A 20,258-nucleotide genomic window follows, 5' to 3' on the forward strand; every position below is an offset into this window, starting at 1 on the left:
GATCCGGACACATGCCAACGCTCGACAGTTCGTTCACCGGCGTCCTGTGCCCGATCGTCACCCCCCTCGATGGGGGCGAAGTCGACGAGGAATCGCTCGCCTCGCTCACGGAATTCATCCTCGACGGCGGCGTCGACGGCCTCTTTCCCTGCGGCACCACCGGCGAGTTCGCGAGCCTCGCGCCCGAGCAGCGAAGCCGCGTTATCGGCACCGTCGCCGAGGCCGCGGGCGACGCACCCGTGATCGCCGGCGCGGCGGGCACGAGCGTGCCCGAGACCCTCCAGCGTATCGAGGAGGCCGAGGCGGCGGGCGCGGACGCCGCCGCGATCGTCGGCCCCTATTTCCACACCGCGAACGACCCGGCGGGGACCGAGCGATTCTTCGAGGCGGTCGCCGACGGGAGTTCCCTGCCGCTGTATCTCTACAACATCCCGATGTATGTCGGCAACGAGATCCCCGCCGAGACGGTGGGAGCGCTCGCCGAACACGACTCCGTACGGGGGATGAAGGACACCAGCGGCGATCTGTCGTACTTCCTCTCGGTCGACCGTCGGACCCCCGAGGAGTTCGTCCTCTTTCAGGGGTTCGACACCCTGCTGGTGCCCGCTCTGCGGATGGGCTCGAACGGCGGGGTACACGCGCTTGCGAACGTCATCCCGGAGGTTTTCGCCGAACTGCTCGATTCGGCCGCCGCCGAGCGCGGTGCCGAACTCCAATCCGAGGCGGTCGCGCCGCTCTTTGAACTCTGTGTCGAGTACGGCTTCGCCCCGGCGACGAAAGCCGCGTTGGTCCATCGGGACGTGATTCCCTCGGAGGACGTCAAGCCGCCGTTGGTCTCGCTCGATGAGGACGCACGCGAGGAGATCGGCGAGGCCGTCGACCGGGCGCTTGAGATCTGACCGATTTCGGGGTTACGTCAGTGGGAACAGCGTCGAGAGGATCAACACCACCGTGATCCCGGTGACCGACATGACGAAGTTCACCGCCGAGAAGGTCTTGAACGTTTCAGCCTGCGTGATGCCCGAGACCTCCTTGACGATCCAGTAGCCGCTGTCGTTGTACCATGCAAAGAGCATCCCGCCGGTGCCGACGGCCATCATCATCCAGACCGGATGCACCGACGCCCCTCCGGCGAGCGGCGCCATGATCGCCGCGCCGGTGAGGATCGCGACCGTCCCCGAGCCCTGTGCGACGCGGATCAGGCCGGCGATCAGCCACCCCGTCAGAAGCAGCGGAATGCCGACCTCGCCGAGCCCGTTGGCGATGTAATCGCCGATGCCGGCGTTCTGGAGCATCGCGCCGAACGCACCGCCCGCGGCCGTGATCGCGATGATGTTCCCGCCGCTTTTGAGCGCCTCCGTCAGTTCGTCGCCGAGAGCCCCCTTGTCGAGGTCGCTCATCCGGTAGAACGTCCCCATCGAAGCGAGCGCCGCCAACGTCAGCGCGATGTTCGGATCGCCGAAAAACCCCGTGGCCGAGAGGATCGGTGAGCCCTCCGGGACCGCGACGCCGGCGATGGTGTTCGCGGCGATCAGGGCCACCGGAAGTGCGATCGGCAGCGACGACTCGGCCAATCCCGGGAGATCGGCCGTCGATTTGTCGGCGGTCTCTTGGATGCTCTCGGTCGTCGTGCCCATCGCCTCCCGGAGCGGGATGTCCATTCGCTGGTCGATCCACCGCCCATAGACGACGCCGCCGACGAGTGTCGTCGGCAGGGCGACCGACATGCCGACGACGATCGCGAGACCGAGATCGACGTTTAGCTCCTCCGCCATCGCGAGCGGGCCCGGCGTGGGCGGGACGAGCATGTGTGTGCCGAGCGCGCCGGCTCCGAGCACCGAGATGTAGATCGCGTACTTTCCGCCGGTCCGTGCGCGCATCGACCGGCCGATCGGCGCGAGCAAGTAGAACACGTTGTCGAAAAAGACCGGAATCGAGAGGACGTAGCTGCTTCCGAGCAGGGCGAATTCGGAGTTGTCCCGTCCCGTGAGTCCGAGAAACCCACGGACGATACGCTCGGCGGCACCGCTTTCCATGAGGGTCTTCCCGATGATCGCCGCCATCAGGATCGGGATCCCGATCCCGACCAGTATCCCGCCGAACGCTTCGGCCGTTTCCGTTGGAACCTCCACGATCGGCACCTCGGTCGTGACGATCCCGACGACGAACGTCGCGATGATCAGCCCGACGAACGCGGGCAGTTTCAACCAGACGAGCAGTACGATAACGGTCAGCAATCCCACGGTGAACGGGATCAACGGGTTTTCGAGCACCATTTTCCGTGAGTGTTGCTACCATGGATAATAAAATATGAGGGTCGAGAGCCCATCATCGTCGCTCGATTACGAACAGGATAGTCGAGTGACCGGTAAAGATAAGCGGTTGGGATCTAGGATTCGTGTGTGACAGAATCAACCACGTACTACGATTCGGACGCCGACCTCTCGGTGCTCGACGACGCGACCGTAGCGATGATCGGCTACGGGAATCAGGGGCGCTCTCAGGCGCTCAATCTCCGCGACTCGGGCGTCGAGGTCGTCGTGGGGAATCGCGACGACGAGTATCGCGAACGGATCGAGGACGACGGCTTCGAGGCGTTATCGATCGCGGATGCGGCCGAGCGCGGCGACGTGATCTGTCTGCTCATTCCCGATGAGGTCGCCCCTGAGGTGTTCGACACGGAGATCGAACCCGGACTTGATGAGGGGAACGCGATCTACGTCTCCCACGGCTACAACCTCACCTACGATCTGCTCCAGCCCCCCGAGACCGCCGACGTCGTGCTCGTCGCCCCACGAATGGGCGGATGGGCCGTCCGAGAACTCTACGAGTCCGGCGACGGCTTCCCGAGCGTGCTGGCGGTCGAGCAGGATTACACGGGAGATGCGAAGGCCACCGCACTGGCGATGGCGAAGGGGATCGGCTCGACCCGTGCGGGGGTGATCGAGGGCACTGCGGACATGGAGACGAAGATCGACCTCCTCTCCGAGCAGGCGCTGTTGCCCATTATGATGGCCGCGATGACCACGAAGTTCGAGGTGGAGGTCGCCCACGGGATCCCCCCCAAGATCGTCATGTCGGAATTGTACCTCTCCTACGAGATGGCCGAGATCTTCGAGGAGATGGCCGAACGGGGCTACCTCGGCCAGCTTCCCTTTCACTCGCGGACGAGCCAGTACGGCCAGCTCAGCCGGTTCGATCAGTTCGATCCCGAACCGCTGCGGGAGTTTTACGAGGAACAGCTCCAAGGGATCGACAACGGGTCGTTCGCCCGCGAGTGGAGCGCCGAGCAGGAACTCGATCGTCCGGGGTTGAAACGCCTCTACAAGAAGTACCGTAATTCGGCGTTCTTCGAGGCCGAACGCGAGACGATGGAGCGACTCGATTTCGGGGCCGAAGACGACGCGTGAGACGGTAGGAACGCACTTAGCTCACGCTCGCACCCCTTCGACCGCGGACGGCCGTCTCGTCGGTCCCGTCGCCCCAGCAGTTATGTGTGGGATGGTCGATGTAACAGCCATGTACGAGACGATTCTCGTCCCGACCGACGGGAGCCCCCAGTCGAAGGAGGCAGCCGATCACGCCATCGAGATCGCCCGCCAGTTCGGAAGCACCGTCCACGCGCTCTCTGTGCTTGACGATCGGAGCACGGGACGCATGTCGCAGTCGATCAACGAACTCTCGCACGACGCCCCCGAGCGCCAGGAGATGGAGCGGCGCCGCGAGGAGGCCGGCGCCGAACTCACCGACGAGATCACCGGGCGCGCACGCGAGGTGGGCCTCGATGCCGAAGGCGTCGTCAGAAGCGGCGATCCGGCCGAGGTGATCACCGACTACGCCGCCGAGGCGGGGATGGATCTCATCGTCATGGGCGCGCGCGGGCGCAGCGCGGTCGGGAAGTTCCTGCTCGGCGACGTCGCTGGCAAGGTCGCGCGCCACGCCACGACGCCGGTGATGCTGGTCCGACCCGACGAGTAGACCGATTGCCACCGTCGAAACGCCCTTCTTCCGGGTCCCCGAAGCCCCGCCGATGACGGTTCGGGTCACGACCTCCGGCAGGCTCCACTTCGGGTTCCAGAACCTCTCGCTCGCTCATGAGCGCCTCTACGGGAGTTTGGGACTCGCAGTGGAGCGGCCGCGGCTGGTCGTCGAGTGCGAGCGTGCCGAGGGGATCCACACGGACCACCCGGACGCCGAGCGCTACGCCCGGCGTGTCGTCGACCTCCTCGACGTGCCCGGCGCGCGCGTCTCGATCCACGAGACGCTACCGCGCCACGCCGGTCTCGGCAGCGGCACCCAGTTCGCACTCGCCGTCCTCTCGGGTGTCGCCCGCGCGTACGACCGCGAGACGCGGGTTCGCGAGCGCGCGCCCCGCCTCGGCCGCGGCGGACGAAGCGGCGTCGGGATCGCCACTTTTCGGGAGGGAGGGTTCGTCTGCGACGGGGGCCACCCGTCGACGCGCTTTACCGCCGAACGACCCAGCGATGGGGACTGGGAGGTACCGCCGATCCTTGCGCGCCATTCGATCCCCGAGGAGTGGCGTTTCCTGCTCGTGATTCCCGACCTCGAACCCGGAAAGAGCGGTCAGCAGGAGGACGAGGACATGCGAGCGGTCGTCGAGCGCGCGAGTCCGGGGATCGCGGACGAAGTCACCGCCATCGCGTTCCGAAACGTGCTGCCGGCGGTCGTCGAGGGCAATCTCGCCGCGTTCGGTTCGGGCGTCGCGGCGGTCGGCAGGCTCAACGGCGCGTGGTACGCCGATGCCCAGGGCGGGGTGTACCGCCCGCCGGTCAGGGAGGTCGTCCGTGAACTCGAATCCGATCCCGCGATCGAGGGGGCGGGCCAGTCCTCGTGGGGGCCGGTCGTCTACGGCGTCACCGACCGCGAGCGCGCCGAAACCGCACGCGAAGCCGGGCGCCGGGCGCTCTCGCGTGCCGGTGTCGAGGGAGCCGTTTGCGTGGTCGCGGGTCGCAACGAGGGTGCTCGAATCGACTGATTCGCTTCCTTTGGGGAGTCTCCCGGTTTCCCTCAGGGCTGTTTACTGTAGTCTTCGTCCCCCTCGTGTTCTTCTTCGCCGTGTTCTTCCAGTTCCTGTTGGCTGTCGAACGTCTCGTCACAGATTGCACACCGGAACTCGTCGTCCTCCTCGGTCTCCTCGTCGTCTCTGGGATCTGTTACCATCACCCGATACTCTCTACGAAGGATAATGAAACGCCTACTTGCCGACGCAGGCGTGTTATGTAATCGCACGCGGACTCGGCGGCGACGAAAGTTGCCGCTTTCGGGGGCGTTGTGGCTTCGACCCGCATAGGCCCGCCATCATGCAGTTCTGTCCCGAATGCGGGTCGATGATGAAAGCCGAGGGCGAGGAGTGGGTCTGTGGCTCGTGTGGGGAGACGGTCGCCCGCGACCGCGAGGCCGAATCCGAGTTCGTCTCCACGGAGACACAGAGCGGCGACGAACTCATCGAGACCGAGGAGGGCGTGGAGTTCGAGGGTAAACCCACCGCGAAGGACGTGACCTGCGAGGAGTGTGGCCACGGCGAGGCGTGGTACACCATCAAACAGACCGGTGCGGCCGACGAGCCGCCGACGCGATTCTTCAAATGCAAGGAGTGTGGGTATCGGTGGCGCGAGTACAATTGAATCTGACTCTGATCAGTACCTTGGTTCGTTTATAACCTCTATATCTCCGGGACCATCTGTATAGTAGTACAGATATCCAAGAAGCCGCAATCCTAAATCAATGATCTCTTTAGCGTCTTCTCTACTAATTTCACCTCCATGTATCGCTTTGTTTCGCAAATTTTGGATCTTATGAAGGTTCTCATACACATCCTTTGTAATAATGTCTGACTCCCAACGCGACAATTCTTCAACTAAGTTGGTCAATGGAGCGTGTTCTATTTGTGGTAGAGAGTTTTCTTTTGCTATTTCTCGCAGAGGTTTTTCGAGTTCAATCCCCAACATTGCGATAGCGACCTTCGGATCTTCCTCTAGATAGCGGTATAATTTCTGGGCGACCTCATCACGCTTCTGTTTGGCTTGTTCTTGCGTACCGATATCCGGTATCCTCCTAGCGCTCTGTTTTGCTTCCTCAATCTGTGGTTGTAGTTCAGCCTCGAATGTTCGCCAACGAACCCGATTTATATACTGTACGTAGGGGAGAATGATGAGTAACCCAATTAGAGCTACAGTAGGCCAGTCAATGACAATTGTGTTTGGAAATATGAGATCTAGTAAGATGATGATTGCAATTCCTACGAAAATTATTGAGACAGAGTATTTGCGTAATCGTTCCTCAATGTTCTCCATCTCTCTTCTGATCCCCTTCCAATTATTTTATTCTTCTGACCCTGTCTATATTCTACTATGTGGAGAGCTATCGATTTTGACGATTATAATTAACTCTAATTTGAGACAACGTTCGCGGATAACAGGGGCTTTTAGAGGGGGGCCGTGTTGTGGACACGCATGGACGACGAGTTGCACAACCGGACCGTCAACCAGGACGTTCGGGAGCTCGGCGCGCTCGTGGGGGACACGATCCGCGAACAGGCCTCACGCGACGACTTCGAGACCGTCGAGACCCTCAGAACCGCCTCGATCGCCTACCGCGACGGCGAGGCGGACTCGAGACAGGGGCTCCATCAGGTCCTCGACCGACTCCCGCCCGAACGAGAGAGCATTGTCGCGCGCGGATTTACCACCTACTTCGAACTGATCAACCTCGCCGAGGAGCGCGAGCGGGTCCGCGCGATCCGTACCAGCTCTCAGGAACGCTCGCTCGGGGACAGCCTCGAGGTCGCCGCCGAAGCGCTGGCCGAGGAGGACGAGCGGACGGCCGAACGGATCCTCGAGGACGTGCTTATCGAACCTACGTTCACCGCCCACCCCACCGAAGCGCGACGAAAGACGGTCAAATCCAAGCTCCGGACGGTCGCACTGGATCTGGAGACCCTCGACGAGCGTGCGCTCACCGACAAGGAGCGCGGGCACGTCGAGCGCGACATCGACAGCGAGGTCGTCAGTCTTTGGCAGACCCCGCAGGTCAGAAACCGCCGCCCCGAACCCACCGACGAGGCGATCAACGTCCAGTGGTACCTCGAGAACACGCTGTTCGACGTGGTCGGCGAGGTCTACGACGAGTTCGAGGGCGCCCTCGAGGAGGCGGGCCACGACATCGACGTACCGAAACTCTTCGAGTTCCGCTCGTGGGCCGGCTCCGATCGGGACGGCAACCCCTACGTCACCCCCGAGGTGACCGCGGAAACCTTGGATCGCCAGCGTCGGGTCGTCCTCGAACGCTACCGGGACGCGCTCAAACGCCTCTCGGGAGTGCTGAGTCAGGACGGGGGCCGGATCGACGTCGGAGAGGACTTCGAGAAGTCGCTCTCGGCCGATCGCGAGCGCCTCCCGGAGGTCGCCCGCGAGGCCGAGGAGCGGTACCCGCGCGAACCGTACCGCCAGAAGCTGAAGCTGATGCGCGAGCGGATAAACCGGATCGACGACGTCCGTCCCGGCGGCTACGAGAGCGCGGCGGAGTTCCGCGCCGATCTCGACGTGCTCGCCGAGAGTACCGAGGAAAACGGCGCCGAAAGCGTCGTTTCGGCCCACGTCGACCCGCTTCGCCGGCAGGTCGACACGTTCGGCTTCTCGCTTGCGAGCCTCGACCTGCGCGACCACCAGGAAAACCACACCGAGGCCGTCGCAGAAGCGCTCGCGCTCGAGGGGATCGATTATCGGGATCTCTCCGAAGAGGAACGCACCGAGACGCTCACCGAGGCCGTCCTGCAGGACGAGGCGGTCATCGATCCCGCGGCGCTGTATCGCGACGAGGACGCCGACATCTCCGAGACCGCCCGCACGGTATTGGAGCTGTTCGCCCGGCTGGCCGACTGGCAGGCCGAGTACGGCGACGACGCCATCGACACCTACGCCATCTCGATGACCGAGGAGCCGAGTCACGTCCTCGAAGTGCTCTTTTTGGCCGAGCAGGCCGGCGTTATCGCCCTGCCCGATCACTCGGGGATCGACATCGTGCCCCTCCTCGAGACCGAGTACGCGCTGTCGGGCGCCCGCCGGATCATGGGTACCCTCTTCGAGAACGAGGCCTACGAACAGGCGCTGGCCGCGCGGGGCGATACCCAGGAGATCATGCTGGGGTACTCCGATTCGAACAAGGAGAACGGCTTTCTGGCCGCGAACTGGTCGCTGTACGATAACCAGCGCCGCCTCGCCGAGATCACCGACGACTTCGACGTGACGATGCGGCTGTTCCACGGGCGCGGCGGGTCGATCTCCAGAGGTGGCGGGCCGATGAACGAGGCGCTGCTCGCACTGCCCAACGAGTCGGTCTCCGGGCAGGTGAAGTTCACCGAGCAGGGCGAGTCGATCGCCGAGAAGTACGCCAACCCCCGGATCGCGGAGCGAAACATCGAACAGATGGTCAACGCGCAGGTGCGCGCACGCCAGCGCGCGCTGCACGAGCCCGAAGAGGAGGTCGAGCAGGAGTGGGTCGAGGCGATGGAGACGATGGCGAGTGCCGCCCGCGAGGAGTACCGCGACCTGCTCGAGAGCGAGGGGTTCGTCCGTTACTTCGAGCAGGCGACCCCAATCACCGTGATCGAGGAACTCAACCTAGGCTCTCGGCCCGCATCCCGAAGCGAGGAGCGCACCGTCGAGGACCTGCGGGCGATCCCGTGGGTGTTCTCGTGGACCCAGTCGCGGTGTATCCTGCCGGGCTGGTACGCGCTCGCGGCCGGAATCGACGCCTACCTAAAGGGTGGGGATTCGGAATCCGCCGAAAAGGCAAGCGGCGACGCCGCGAACCGGGGCGGCGACATCGAGACCCTCCGGGAGATGTACGACGAGTGGCCCTTCTTCCGGACGACGCTCGATAACGCCGCGCTGGCGCTCGCCCGAACCGAACCGGAGATCGCCGCCGAGTACGCCGGCCTCGCCGAGTCCTCGCTGCGCGAGACGTTCTTCCCCCGAATCGAGGGGGAGTACGAACGCGCGGCGGAGCTGGTGACCGAGATCGCGGGCCGCGACTCGCTGGTACGGCGTGACTGGCTCGAGGAGAGCCTCCATCGGCGCAATCCCTACGTCGACCCGCTGAACCTGCTGCAGACCCACCTGTTGGGTCAGACCCACCGCACGGACGCCGAGGAACGGACCCTCCGGCTCACGGTGAAGGGGATCGCCGCAGGCATGAAGAACACGGGCTAATAGGTCCGACGGAGCCCGTCGAGCCACGGTTCGTTCGCGTTCGTCACCCAGTCGACGAGGCCGACGGCCTGTCGGATCGTGACGAAGTTGTAGGTTCGGTTCCAGGGGTAATCGATGTCGTAGCCGGCGTTTCCATCGCTCCGATAGAGCGCGGGCAGTCCCTGGTGGATCCCCCGTACCTCCTCGAACAGCCGGTGGCGCACGTCCCGGAGCTCGGGGTTTCGAGCGCGCCACTTGCGCTCGTGGAGCCGGTCGAGGATCGCCTGTAGCGCCGCGTCCCGATCCGATACCCCCTCGGGGAGGAACACGAGCGGTTCGCCGAAGTCGCTCGCGGCGAAGAACACGAGATGGCCGTCGAACCCGTCGTTTCGATTCCGAAGCACCGCCCGAACCGCATCGTGGTCGAGGGTGGAGCGGTACGACTCGCGCATGTAAAGCGCCCGTTCGAGCAGTTCGCGGTATCGCTCGTCGGGGTCGCTCGCAGTCGGTTCCGGCGGCGGATCCTCGCAGGCCGGATGGGGCGCGCCGACCGGTTCGCCCTCGAACGGGAGACGCTCGCCGCCACGAGCGATCGGCCCGCCTGCGGCCGTCCCCGCCATCATCGAGAGCACGCCGGCGAGCGCGCCGCTCGCCCGGAGAAGACGCCTTCGAGAGCCGTCGATATCGTTCGAACCGTCGCTGCCCTCGTTCATCGGTTCGATGTACGTACCGGTATACTAAACATCCCTGTGATCGAGACGGACCCGCCCTCCACACTCGACCCGCAGGGCGACGGCTCCGCCCGATCCGCGACTCGGCCACCGGTCCCCCCTTCCCAAGGAATTCCTCAACGACACACCGGCGGCTAGAGCGTTCGGAAGTGTCAGAGACACGGGGACGCGTCGAACCGGGCAGTACGACGCTCCCCACGTGGCTGACGTATGTCAGCAGATAATATATATCATACTTACATATATTTCTTGTTATTACCGTACGCGTCGATTCGACGAAAGTACCGGCGATCGACCGGCTCGCTCGCCGCCATCGGTACAGATCCGGGGTAGGGTATCGAATTCCCGTCACGCCGCGTCACCCGGATTTATACCGTCGTCGTCCCGAGTATCGACATGGAGCTGTCGGAGCAGTCAGTCGTCGTGATCGGGAGCGGGTTCGGCGGCCTGTCTACGGCGTGCTATCTGGCCGACGCCGGGGCCGACGTGACGGTCGTCGAGAAGAACGAACAGGTCGGTGGGCGCGCGTCTCGATTGGAGACCGACGGCTTTCGTTTCGACATGGGGCCGTCGTGGTATCTGATGCCCGACGTGTTCGAGGGATTCTTCGGCGATTTTGGACGTTCACCCGACGACTACTACACGACCGAACAGCTCGATCCCCATTATCGGATCTTCTTCAAGGACGGCGACGAGGTCGATATCTCGCCCGATATAGAGGAGACCAAAGAGACCTTCGAAACCTACGAATCGGGCGCGGGCGAGTCCCTCGAAGAGTACCTCGAAAAGAGCGAGCTCAACTACGAGGTCGGAATGGAGCATTTCGTCTACGAGGACCGTCCTCGCTTCCGTGATTGGGCCGACCTCAACGTGCTGAAAAACGCTCGCGGGCTCTCGCTTATCGGCTCGATGCAGGACCACGTCGAGGAGTACTTCGAGCACCCGAAACTCCAGCAGATCATGCAGTACACCCTCGTGTTTCTGGGCGGATCGCCCAACAACACGCCCGCGCTCTACAACCTGATGAGCCACGTCGACTTCAACCTCGGCGTCCACTATCCGGACGGAGGGGTGGGCGGCGTCGTCGACGGCATCGCCTCCCTCGGCGAGGAGCTCGGCGTGACCTACCGCACCGACCAGCCCGTGACCGCGATCGAGGGCCGGGCGGGCGGGTTCAAGGTCGAGGCCCGCGATACGTTCCTCCCCGATCTGGTGGTCTCGGACGCCGACTACGCCCACACCGAACTCGACCTCCTCCCCCCGGAGAAGCGGGGGTATAGCGAGGAGTACTGGGAATCACGGACCTACGCGCCCTCGGCGTTCCTGCTCTACCTCGGCGTCGAGGGCGACGTGGAGGAACTCGCCCATCATACCCTCGTCTTGCCGACCGACTGGGAATCCCATTTCGAGAAGATCTTCGAGGAGCCCGAGTGGCCCGACGACCCCGCGTACTACCTCTGTGTTCCCTCGAAAACCGACGACTCGGTCGCTCCCGAGGGCCACTCGAACCTCTTTGCGCTCGTCCCCATCGCGCCCGGCCTCGACGACCGGCCCGTGATCCGTGAGAGCTACCGCGACCTCGTCCTCCGGGACATCGCCGAGCACACCGGCGTCGATCTGAAGGATAGAATCGTCTTCGAGGAGGTCTTCACGATCGACGACTTCGCCGAGCGCTACAACAGCATGCGAGGAACGGCCCTCGGGTTGGCCCACACGCTCGATCAGACCGCCGTGTTCCGCCCGCCACACCGCTCGAAGGAGGTCGACGGGCTCTACTTCACGGGCTCGTACACGACCCCCGGAATCGGGGTACCGATGTGTCTGATCAGCGGCCAACTCACCGCCGAGGCGGTCGCCGCGGACTACCCGAACCAGTGACCCTCCGATATCTGCTTGCGCTCTCTCGGCCGCGCTTCTGGTTCTATCTCGCGGGACCGGTCCTCGTGGGCGCGGTTTTCGGGGCCGAGCGGGTCAACGAGTTGCTCTCAGTTCCCCTGCTCGCGCTGTTCCTCTACTTCCTCCTGCCCGCGAACGTCTTTCTGTACGGCATCAACGACGTCTACGACCGGGAGATAGATGCGAAAAACCCCAAAAAGGAGGGTCGCGAGGCGCGCTTCGAGGGCCAGCGGGTCGTCCCAATCGCCGTGGTCGTTTGTGCGCTCGTCCCGCTCGCGTTCTTCTCCCTGTTCCCGCCGGGCACGTGGGTGTGGCTCGCCGTCTTTCTGCTCCTCGGGGCGGCCTACAGCGCCCCGCCCGCCCGATTCAAAACCACACCTCTGCTGGATTCGATCTCGAACGGGCTCTACCTCGCGCCGGGTGCGGCGGCCTACGTCGCGCTCGCGGGGAGCCAGCCGCCCCTGCTCGCGATCGCCGGCGGGTGGCTCTGGACGATGGGGATGCACACCTTCAGCGCGATTCCCGATATCGGCCCCGACCGCGCGGCCGGAATCGAGACGACAGCGACCCTGTTGGGCGAGTCCTGGACCTACGCCTACTGTGGGGCCTGCTGGACGCTTTCGGCGCTCTGTTTCGGCGCGCTCGACGGTCGGCTGGGCGCGCTGTTTCTCGTCTACCCGACGCTCGTTCTCGCCGTCTCACTCACCGAGATCGACGTTTCACGGGCCTACTGGTGGTTTCCCGTTATCAACGTCGTCGTCGGTGCGCTCTTCACGATGGGTGGGTTGTGGCTGCTGGTCTACCGTTAGAGCGTATATTGGTCAGAAACAACGCTAAGATCCTAGTAACTGAAACATGAACTATGGGCAATACGAAACGGCTCTATCATCGTGTAGATGAGTGGGCACGGAATCTGTCGCGTATTGGCTATGCTGGTCTTGTTGGCGTCGTATCCGTGGTGTCTGTCCTGCTTGTTGGCGCCCTCTTTGGTGACTCAACGATCATTGAGGCCCTCACAACGGGTTTCACACTGGCTATTCTCTTTTACGCGTTCAATCCCAATCAGTAAATGTGATAGCTATTTCCTTTCGACAGGACGAGTTCATGCCTGGATAGTAAAGGGAACTGCACACACGAACTACCTAACAGGCAATCGGTCCTACAACACGTCCGGAGTGAGTTAAGCGGGGAGGAAACGAACGGTGCTAAGTGCCCGCCGTCCGAACGCCTCGATATGACGACGGGTGGCGAGTCGTGAGCGAGACGGCTGTGGCGACCCAGCGAGCGCGAGTCGAATCGACCCTCGAACGCGTCGTCGAGGAAAACAGGTTTACCATCGCCGTCACCTTTCCGCTGGTCGGGGTCGCGATGCTACTCGCCGGGCGGGCGGAGCTGATCCCCGCCGAACTCGCCATGAACCCCTACCTGCTGATCGGGGCCAATCTGGTAATGGTCTCGCCGCTCGTGGCCGGACTCGTCCCGCTGATCGATCGGCGGGCTGCCATCGGCCTCTCCGTGCTCGCGCTCTTTACGTGGGGGATCGAACTGGCGGGCGTCCTCACCGGGCTTCCCTACGGCGAGTTCTCCTATGGGGTGGAACTCGGCCCGATGCTGTTCGATCTGGTACCCCTCGGCCTTCCAGTCTTCTACTTCCCGATCCTCCTGAACAGCTACCTGCTCGCGCTGTTGTTCCTCGGTACTCCTTCCTTACTCCGCCGCTTTGTGCTCACCCTCGGGATCGTGCTCGCGCTGGATCTGATCCTCGATCCCGGCGCGGTCGCGCTCGGCTTCTGGGGGTGGGAGGTGCCCGGAGGGTACTACGGCGTGCCCGCGATCAACTACCTCGGGTGGGCTCTCAGCGGATCGGTCGCCATCGCGATCCTCCAGTTCTCGTTCGACCACGAGGCCGTCCTCGCCCGTCTCGAACGGTGTGGCTTCTTCCTCGACGATCTGGTGAGCTTTCTCGTGCTCTGGGGGCTGATCAACGCCTCCGTCGGCAACTGGATCCCGGTGGCACTGTCGTTGTCGCTTCTGGTGACTCTCCTCGCGAGCGACTGGTTCGACTTCAACGTGCTCGGGACCTAACGGGTCGGGAGCCGTTCGCCGTGGCGTTCGGTCCGTCGATCCGTCCGGTCGGGAACGGCACTGACTCGGTCGAAGACCGCCTCGGGGTCGGTGGTCCACTGCCAGTGCCAGCGAACCCGGACGACCAACCAGAGCTTTCTGGCCGTCCCCAGTTCGGGCTCGTTGTTCAACACGTCGTATTCGCAGTTGCGGATCAGGCGGTGGTGTTCGGCGTAGAGGACGGCCGCAAGCAGGACGGGAAGCTGGCAGTCCCGCGGGAGGTATTTGATGCCGGCGACGCCCTCGCGGTACAGCGACTCCGCGCGCGTGAGCTCCGTCTTGACCGCGTGGGCGACGTTCTCGTCCATCTCGAAGCGTTCGATCCGTTCGTCGGAGACGCCCTCCGCTTCGAGGGTACTCTGGGGCAGGTAGATCCGGTCGCGCTCGATCACGTCCTCGCGGACGTCTCGAACGAAGTTCGTCAACTGGAACGCCTCACCCAGTGCGGTCGCGTGTGAGAGTGCGGCCTCGGGGTCCTCGGGATCCATAACGGCGGTCATCATCCGCCCGACGGCCGCCGCCGAGCCGTTCATGTACGATTCGAGCTCCGCGTAGGTCCCGTACCGGCGTTTCTCGATATCGGTCAGCATGGCGTCGATGAAGACTTCGATGTCCTCGTCGGCGATGTCGTGGCGTTCCTTGATGGACTGGAACGCCTCGAGAACGGGGCCGTCGGGGTCGGCCCGCCCGAGCGCCTGTTCGCGCAAGGATTCGAGCCGTTGGCGCTGCTCCCCCGGGGGCACTCCGTCGGCGTCGTCGACGACCTCGTCGGCGACGCGAAAGAACGCGTACAGGACGTACGTCGCCTCCCGAACGCGACCCGGAAGCAGCCGGGTCGCGTAGTAGAAGGTTCGACCGGTCCGTCGGTGAATCGCCTTACTCTGTTCGATGTGGTCTCTCTCTACCATTTCGGGCATTGATCCCTGATTCCGCCTAGGGACGCCCGATTATTAGTTGTTTGTACCCTCCTACCACCGCTCGATCAGTCGTCGCCCTCCGCTTCGGCGTTTTCGGGCCCTTCCTCTGTCGTCTGGAGGGTGTCTCGCTCCTCGGCGAACCCTTCGGAACCCTCGATGCGTGCGCGGGCCTCGGCGTCGAACTCCATCTCGACGTCCTGATACCGACTGACCTGCGAGAGTTCGTGGTGCGATTCGGTCGGGTGGCCGATATACCGCTGTTCGAGGTCGAACTGGGCCTGTTCGTCCTCCTCGGCGAGCTGCTTGAAGTCCTCGTACACCGCGTGGGCACCCGAGTGCAGCCCGAACAGGGTGATGAAGATGTACTTATAGCCCAGGTCACCCAGCTCCTCGAAGGTCAGCGGGTCCTCCTGATCCGACCACGCAAAGGACGAGGAGTAGTTGAACGCGAGGTCCAGATCGGGGTGGGTCTCGTGGATCGTTTCTGCGTACTTCGTCGCGTCCTTCCGGCTCGGATCGGGCATCTCGGGCCAGACCAGATCGACCCCACAGTCGGCATACAGCCGACCGCGTTCCAAGTGTTCCTCCCAGTCGCCGTTCGCGGAGCCGTAGGCGTCCGTTCGGGCGATGACCACGGTGTCCTCGCTCTGTTTTGCGTCGACCGCCGCCGAGAAGCGGGCTTCGGCCTGCTCACGTGAGACTATCTGCTTGCCCGCGATGTGCCCACAGCGCTTGGGCGTGGTCTGGTCCTCGATGTGGATCGCGGCGACGCCGGCCTTCTCGTACTCGCGCACTGCGCGTCGGACGTTGTGGACGCCGCCATATCCGGTGTCACAGTCCGCGATCACGGGGATAGTGCAGGCGTCGACCATGCGTTCGGCGTTCTCGACCATCTCGGTCATCGAGACCATCTCCAGGTCAGGGAAGCCGAACTGGCCGAGCACGGTCGAATAGCCGCTCATATAGATCGCGTCGTGACCGGTCATCTCGGCGAGCCGGGCGTCCAGTGCGTGATAGGCGCCGGGCGCGAAGACGAACTGCTGATCCTCCAGTTGGCGGCGGAACTCTCGTCCCGCCGGGTTGTCGATGTCCCTGAGGGTCGTGTCGGTGTTGCCGATCTTCTCTATCATCGCGCTTCCTCCGTGGGGGTCTCGATGAGGTGGCTCCAGACCTCTTCCTCCATGGTCTCGCGGCGGTCTCGCGGGGTGGTCGCGGGGGTCAGTTGTGGAACGATCGGGACGCCGGTGTTGTCGGTGTCGGTGTACATTGGGTGTCGGTTTCGGGCGGTCTGTGGGCGGTGCGATCGGGCGGCGAATCGCTTTCGTACACGATTTTTCACGACAATATGGTGGACTCCGAACTGCTACTTAACTATAACGATTAATCATTTTATATAGACAAAGGATCCTCCATGATCGTTAATTAATAATATTGGCAGTATATGACACACCGTCGGCGGGGTCGACCGCCACTGCCGTCGTCTCGTACTGTCGGTCATAACTACGTGAATCGACTGTGGAGACGGTCGAAAACGTGCTGGTGCCCGTCGAATCATGCCATCGCAGGTCATCCTCCCATGACCGACGGTATCATTCGCTTCCGTCGAGCAGCGCGTCGGCAAGCAGCGGGACGAACGTACCGATGTCGGTGACCATTCCTACGGTTTGGGCGCTCCCGCGGTCCTGTAGTTGGGTGACAGTGGCGGGGTTGATGTCGACGCAGACGACCCGGGTGGTCGAGGGCAGGCAGTTGCCGACCGCAACCGAATGCAGGAGGGTCGCGAGCATCAACACGAGGTCCGCGTCGTGGGCCTGCTCACGGATGGCGTTCTGGGCCGCGATCGAGTCGGTGATAGTATCCGGAAGCGGGCCGTCGTCCCGGATCGAGCCCGCGAGCACGAACGGGACGTCGTTTTCGACACACTCGTACATAATTCCCGAGTCGATCTTTCCCTCCGCGACGGCCTCGCTGATCCCGCCCGAGCGGATGATCTCACTGATCGTGTAGATGTGGTGCTTGTGGCCCTTCCGAGGGTGCTCTAAGGTCTCGACGTCCATCCCCAGTGAAGTACCGTACAGGTCCCGCTCGAGGTCGTGGACCGCGAAGCCGTTGCCCGCGCTGATCGCGTCGACGTAGCCCTCGCCGACCAGTCTCGCGAGGTCGTTTCGCGCCCCCGAGTGGATCACGGCGGGGCCGGCGACGACCATCACGTTCCCGCCCCGGTCTTTGGTTTCGGCGATCGCGTTCGCGACGTTCTCGATCTGCGTGGTCGCGGGGCGCTCGCTGCTGACCCCGCCCTGCATGAAGCCGAACGCCCCCCCGGCATCGCGTGGACGCTCGGGCGGGTGGACGCGGATGCCGGTGTTGCCCGTGACGACGAGGTCCCCCTTCTCGATCGCGTTGAGCACCTTCGTGTACGCGCGCGGGCCGTCGTGGTCGCCCCCCTCCGGGTCGACCACCACCGCACAGTCCATCTCGATGCGCTCGACCTCGATCCACTTCCCCTCGTACCTGATTTCAGTCGGGTGGTTCGTCGTCGAGTAAAAGCCCGCGGGAACGACCCGGTCTGCGGGCGCGGGTTCGATCCCGGCGTCGATCGGGTCCTCGAGGGTCGCGCCGGTCTGGTTGAGCTGGTGGAGGATCTCGTGAAGCGTCTCCTCCTCCTCGGCGGAGACGCGCATCCGGGCGTAGCTCTCCTCGTGTTTCCGTGTTCCGACGTCGAACTCCTCGACGTCGAACCAGCCGTCCATGTCCATGACGATGCCCATACACCGCCCCATCACGCCCGAGTCGATGATGTGCCCCTCCAGTTCGACGGTTCGCGAGACGCTCATACCGGAGACACAGGCGCTCGGGTGAAAGCCCCTGCGCTATACGAGCACGCCGACCAGCCCGACGGTCTCGAAGAGGAGCCAGACCAGAAAGGCGAGATAGAGTCCCAAAACCACACCCGGCTCCCAGGCAGCAAGCGCGAACTCGGTCCTGAGGAGCGCGAACAGCGCGATGGTCGCGAGCGTGAGGAAGGCGATCAGCGGGACGGCCACCCCGAAGTCGATCGTCACCGCGCCGGCGACGATCACCCCCGCGGGGACCGCGACCAGGAGGTCGAAGACGTTGCTCCCGAAGACGTTGGCGATGCTCGTCACGTCGTGGTCGCGTTTGGCGGCCGCGACGCTGACGAAGGCGTCGGGGAGGCTTGTCGCGGCGGCGACAACCGTGAGCCCCCAGACGAAACTCGGCGTCCCGAAGACGCCGCCGAACCCGATCGCGGCCCGCACCAGCGCCTCGACGCCGACCGTGATGAGCACGAGGCTCGCGAGCAGGTACGCCCACTGCTTCCTCACACCGACCTCCGAGACGTCGGGCGCGTCGTGTTCGATCGTGTCCTGGTACTGGATGAAGACGTAGAGGAGGTACGTCCCGATCGGGATCAGCGCGAGCGTCGGCGTGATGGTTCCCGAGACGCCGTTCTCGACCGGGTAGTAGATCACCGCGAACGAGCACATCAGCAGGAAGACGGCGACGGAGATGATGTAGAACTGCGCTTCCTTGTAGACGACGTCACGACCCACGTCCAGGGCCCCCGGGCTGAAGGTCGCCGCCAGCCCCGGGATCACGAAGACGTTGAAGATCGCCGACCCGATGATCGCGCCGACGCCGAGTTCGAACTCGCCGTGGATCAGCGGGGCGATCACGGCGGTCATGAGTTCGGGGAAACTGGAACCGACCGCGACGACGATCGCCCCCTGAACGATCGCGGGCAGGCCGTAGTACGCCGAGAGCCGGTCGGCGGACGTTTCGAGCCAGCCGCTGGCCCGCCAGACGACGGCGGTTCCGAACAGCGCGAGGGCCACGAACCACGCGAGCGTCCACATCGTCTCCCCGGTTTCGTCCCGCGAGTAAACCGGTGTCGTTGTGTGACGCCGGGGGCTTATGGTGTCTCGATGCCTCCGTTCACCCATGTGTGGACGCTACGCGCTCTTCGCCCCGCCCGACGAACTCGCCGAACGGTTTTCGGTTCCCGTTCCCGAAACCTCCCCGACCTACAACGCCGCGCCGAGCCAGCACCTGCCGATCGTCCCCGACGACGCCGAGGAGATCCGCCTCGCGCGCTGGGGACTGACCCCCGAATGGGCCGACGAGGAACGCGACCTGATCAACGCCCGCGCCGAGACCATCGAGGAGAAGCCGAGTTTCAGGGACGCCCGGCGGTGTTTGGTCCCCGCGAACGGCTTCTACGAGTGGGTCGAGGCCGACGGCGGCAAGCGGCCCTACTACGTCACCCGCCGGGACGGCGACCCCTTCGCGATGGCCGGCCTCCGGACACGCTGGGAGCCCCCGACGAAACAGACGGGCCTCGATTCGTTCTCGGGAGGCGGTCCCGATTCCGAGGAACCCGCGGCGATCGAGACCTTCGCGGTCGTCACCACCGAACCCAACGAGGTGGTCGAGAAACTCCACCACCGGATGGCCGTGATCCTCTCCCGCGAGCACGAACGCGAGTGGCTCTCCGGAGAGCCCTTCTCGCTCGCGCCCGCCGAGGAGTTACGGACGTACCCCGTCTCGACGGCGGTCAACAGCCCCGGAAACGATTCGCCGGAACTCGTTCGGGAGGCCGCGGATGTCTGAGGCCGAGTACGACGCGGTCGTCTTCGACAACGACGGCGTGCTCGTCGAACGCACTGATAGAGCGGTGCTCCGCGGAGCGATCCGCGAGACCTACGACGAGTTCGGCGTCTCGCCCAGCGAGGAGGAGGTAGAAGCGCTGCTCGGGGTCACACGCGAGTCGATCGCCGAACTCACGGCCGAGTACGATCTGAATGCCGACGACCTCTGGTATCGCCGCGACATGATCACTTCGCGCGCCCAGTGCGAGTCGATCAGAAACGGCGGAAAGCCCCTCTACGGGGACATCGCCGCACTCGACGAACTCTCGCCCGCGCTGGGCGTCGTCAGCAACAACCAACACCGCACCATCGAGTTCATCCTCGATCACTACGACCTGCACCCCTACTTCGAGACCCACTACGGTCGCGAGCCCACGCTGGCGGGGATCGACCGGAAGAAGCCGAGTGGCTACTACATCGAGCGCGCGCTTTCGGATCTCGACACCCGGAACGCGCTCTACGTCGGCGACAGCGGGGTCGACGTGCTGGCGGCAAACGAGGTCGGCCTCGACTGTGCGTTCATCCGCCGCCCGCATCGCGAGGACTACGACCTGCCCGCCGCGCCGACCTACGAAATCGGAAGTTTAGAAGACCTGCCCGTGATCTGTCGGGGCGACTACGAGGCGTTCCAGCCGGACGCGGGGTCGGCAACGTAGCCCGCCTTCGTGATCCCGATCACAAGCGAATAGCATACGGTCCCCCCGTTCCGAGCAG

The 20,258-nt window shown here is 64.0% G+C and carries 20 protein-coding genes; 11 read left to right on the top strand and 9 right to left on the bottom strand.

From position 1 onward, the window contains the following. Nucleotides 1-11: 11 nt before the first annotated feature. Nucleotides 12-899: a dihydrodipicolinate synthase family protein gene (locus tag HAPAU_RS06745; protein ID WP_066380946.1), complete on the top strand. Its 888-nt coding sequence runs from the start codon at nt 12-14 to the stop codon at nt 897-899. 12 nt (nt 900-911) lie between these two features. Here the strand turns inward: HAPAU_RS06745 and HAPAU_RS06750 are convergent, their stop codons facing one another. After that, nucleotides 912-2,276 carry a GntP family permease gene (locus HAPAU_RS06750; RefSeq protein ID WP_066380948.1) on the bottom strand — a complete coding sequence of 455 codons (1,365 nt, stop codon included), beginning with the start codon at nt 2,274-2,276 and terminating at the stop codon, nt 912-914. A 126-nt stretch (nt 2,277-2,402) separates the two neighbouring features. Here HAPAU_RS06750 and ilvC point away from each other — a divergent pair, with 126 nt between their 5' ends. The 3 genes from ilvC (at nt 2,403) to HAPAU_RS06765 (ending at nt 4,996) form a co-directional block, all read left to right on the top strand. Then, on the top strand, nt 2,403-3,410 hold the full coding sequence (gene ilvC / locus HAPAU_RS06755; RefSeq protein ID WP_066380950.1) for a ketol-acid reductoisomerase: 1,008 nt from the start codon (nt 2,403-2,405) through the stop codon (nt 3,408-3,410). Nucleotides 3,411-3,519: 109 nt separating this feature from the next. Further along, nucleotides 3,520-3,978, top strand: coding sequence for a universal stress protein (locus HAPAU_RS06760; RefSeq protein WP_066380952.1), 459 nt, complete (start codon nt 3,520-3,522; stop codon nt 3,976-3,978). A 52-nt stretch (nt 3,979-4,030) separates the two neighbouring features. After that, nucleotides 4,031-4,996, top strand: a complete 966-nt coding sequence (locus HAPAU_RS06765; RefSeq protein ID WP_066380954.1) for a beta-ribofuranosylaminobenzene 5'-phosphate synthase family protein — start codon at nt 4,031-4,033, stop codon at nt 4,994-4,996. 32 nt (nt 4,997-5,028) lie between these two features. On the opposite strand, the gene HAPAU_RS20860 is transcribed toward HAPAU_RS06765, so the two are convergent. Further along, nucleotides 5,029-5,181, bottom strand: a complete 153-nt coding sequence (locus tag HAPAU_RS20860) for a C2H2-type zinc finger protein (protein ID WP_157078430.1) — start codon at nt 5,179-5,181, stop codon at nt 5,029-5,031. A gap of 140 nt (nt 5,182-5,321) precedes the next feature. Here HAPAU_RS20860 and HAPAU_RS06770 point away from each other — a divergent pair, with 140 nt between their 5' ends. Then, nucleotides 5,322-5,645: a transcription factor S gene (locus HAPAU_RS06770; protein WP_066380955.1), complete on the top strand. Its 324-nt coding sequence runs from the start codon at nt 5,322-5,324 to the stop codon at nt 5,643-5,645. A gap of 12 nt (nt 5,646-5,657) precedes the next feature. Here HAPAU_RS06770 and HAPAU_RS06775 read toward each other — a convergent pair whose 3' ends face one another. Then, entirely contained in the window at nt 5,658-6,314 is a 657-nt protein-coding gene (locus HAPAU_RS06775; RefSeq protein ID WP_066380957.1) for a DUF4145 domain-containing protein, read from the bottom strand. Between the two features lie 159 nt (nt 6,315-6,473). Between HAPAU_RS06775 and ppc the strand changes: the two genes are divergently transcribed. Beyond that, entirely contained in the window at nt 6,474-9,230 is a 2,757-nt protein-coding gene (gene ppc / locus HAPAU_RS06780) for a phosphoenolpyruvate carboxylase (protein WP_066380959.1), read from the top strand. On the opposite strand, the gene HAPAU_RS06785 is transcribed toward ppc, so the two are convergent. Next, nucleotides 9,227-9,922 (bottom strand): hypothetical protein, encoded by a 696-nt coding sequence (locus tag HAPAU_RS06785; RefSeq protein ID WP_066380961.1) that lies wholly within the window; start codon nt 9,920-9,922, stop codon nt 9,227-9,229. The genes ppc and HAPAU_RS06785 overlap by 4 nt on opposite strands. 414 nt (nt 9,923-10,336) lie before the next feature. On the opposite strand from HAPAU_RS06785, the gene HAPAU_RS06790 reads away from it, so the two are divergent. The 3 genes from HAPAU_RS06790 (at nt 10,337) to cruF (ending at nt 13,921) form a co-directional block, all read left to right on the top strand. Continuing rightward, complete coding sequence (locus HAPAU_RS06790) at nt 10,337-11,818, top strand: phytoene desaturase family protein (protein ID WP_066380963.1); 1,482 nt, start codon at nt 10,337-10,339, stop codon at nt 11,816-11,818. After that, a complete protein-coding gene (locus HAPAU_RS06795) occupies nt 11,815-12,645 on the top strand; it encodes a prenyltransferase (protein WP_066380964.1) in 831 nt (276 codons plus the stop codon). The genes HAPAU_RS06790 and HAPAU_RS06795 overlap by 4 nt, the downstream gene beginning before the upstream one ends. A 445-nt stretch (nt 12,646-13,090) precedes the next feature. Beyond that, on the top strand, nt 13,091-13,921 hold the full coding sequence (cruF, locus tag HAPAU_RS06800; RefSeq protein ID WP_245634042.1) for a bisanhydrobacterioruberin hydratase: 831 nt from the start codon (nt 13,091-13,093) through the stop codon (nt 13,919-13,921). Here the strand turns inward: cruF and HAPAU_RS06805 are convergent. The 5 genes from HAPAU_RS06805 to HAPAU_RS06820 all read right to left on the bottom strand — a co-directional run bounded on the left by HAPAU_RS06805 (nt 13,918) and on the right by HAPAU_RS06820 (nt 18,752). Next, nucleotides 13,918-14,868, bottom strand: coding sequence for a phytoene/squalene synthase family protein (locus tag HAPAU_RS06805; RefSeq protein ID WP_066380966.1), 951 nt, complete (start codon nt 14,866-14,868; stop codon nt 13,918-13,920). The two genes, cruF and HAPAU_RS06805, sit on opposite strands and share 4 nt — an antisense overlap. A 74-nt stretch (nt 14,869-14,942) precedes the next feature. Beyond that, complete coding sequence (gene aceA / locus HAPAU_RS06810; RefSeq protein WP_066380968.1) at nt 14,943-16,007, bottom strand: isocitrate lyase; 1,065 nt, start codon at nt 16,005-16,007, stop codon at nt 14,943-14,945. Next, complete coding sequence (locus HAPAU_RS21600) at nt 16,004-16,144, bottom strand: hypothetical protein (RefSeq protein ID WP_169802629.1); 141 nt, start codon at nt 16,142-16,144, stop codon at nt 16,004-16,006. Before HAPAU_RS21600 ends, aceA begins: the two co-directional genes overlap by 4 nt. A gap of 322 nt (nt 16,145-16,466) precedes the next feature. Continuing rightward, the gene (locus HAPAU_RS06815) at nt 16,467-17,711 is read right to left on the bottom strand and encodes an ornithine cyclodeaminase (protein WP_066380970.1); all 1,245 of its coding nucleotides are present in this window, start codon (nt 17,709-17,711) and stop codon (nt 16,467-16,469) included. A 36-nt stretch (nt 17,712-17,747) separates the two neighbouring features. Next, the gene (locus HAPAU_RS06820) at nt 17,748-18,752 is read right to left on the bottom strand and encodes a sodium:calcium antiporter (protein ID WP_066380971.1); all 1,005 of its coding nucleotides are present in this window, start codon (nt 18,750-18,752) and stop codon (nt 17,748-17,750) included. Nucleotides 18,753-18,837: 85 nt separating this feature from the next. Between HAPAU_RS06820 and HAPAU_RS06825 the strand changes: the two genes are divergently transcribed. Together HAPAU_RS06825 and HAPAU_RS06830 are read left to right on the top strand one after the other, a co-directional pair. Beyond that, on the top strand, nt 18,838-19,506 hold the full coding sequence (locus tag HAPAU_RS06825; RefSeq protein ID WP_066380973.1) for an SOS response-associated peptidase: 669 nt from the start codon (nt 18,838-18,840) through the stop codon (nt 19,504-19,506). Beyond that, nucleotides 19,499-20,200, top strand: a complete 702-nt coding sequence (locus HAPAU_RS06830) for an HAD family hydrolase (RefSeq protein WP_066380975.1) — start codon at nt 19,499-19,501, stop codon at nt 20,198-20,200. The genes HAPAU_RS06825 and HAPAU_RS06830 overlap by 8 nt, the downstream gene beginning before the upstream one ends. The last annotated feature ends 58 nt before the right edge of the window (nt 20,201-20,258 follow it).

It is taken from the genome of Halalkalicoccus paucihalophilus (assembly GCF_001593955.1).
In the GTDB taxonomy this organism is placed as follows: Archaea; Halobacteriota; Halobacteria; order Halobacteriales; family Halalkalicoccaceae; genus Halalkalicoccus; species Halalkalicoccus paucihalophilus.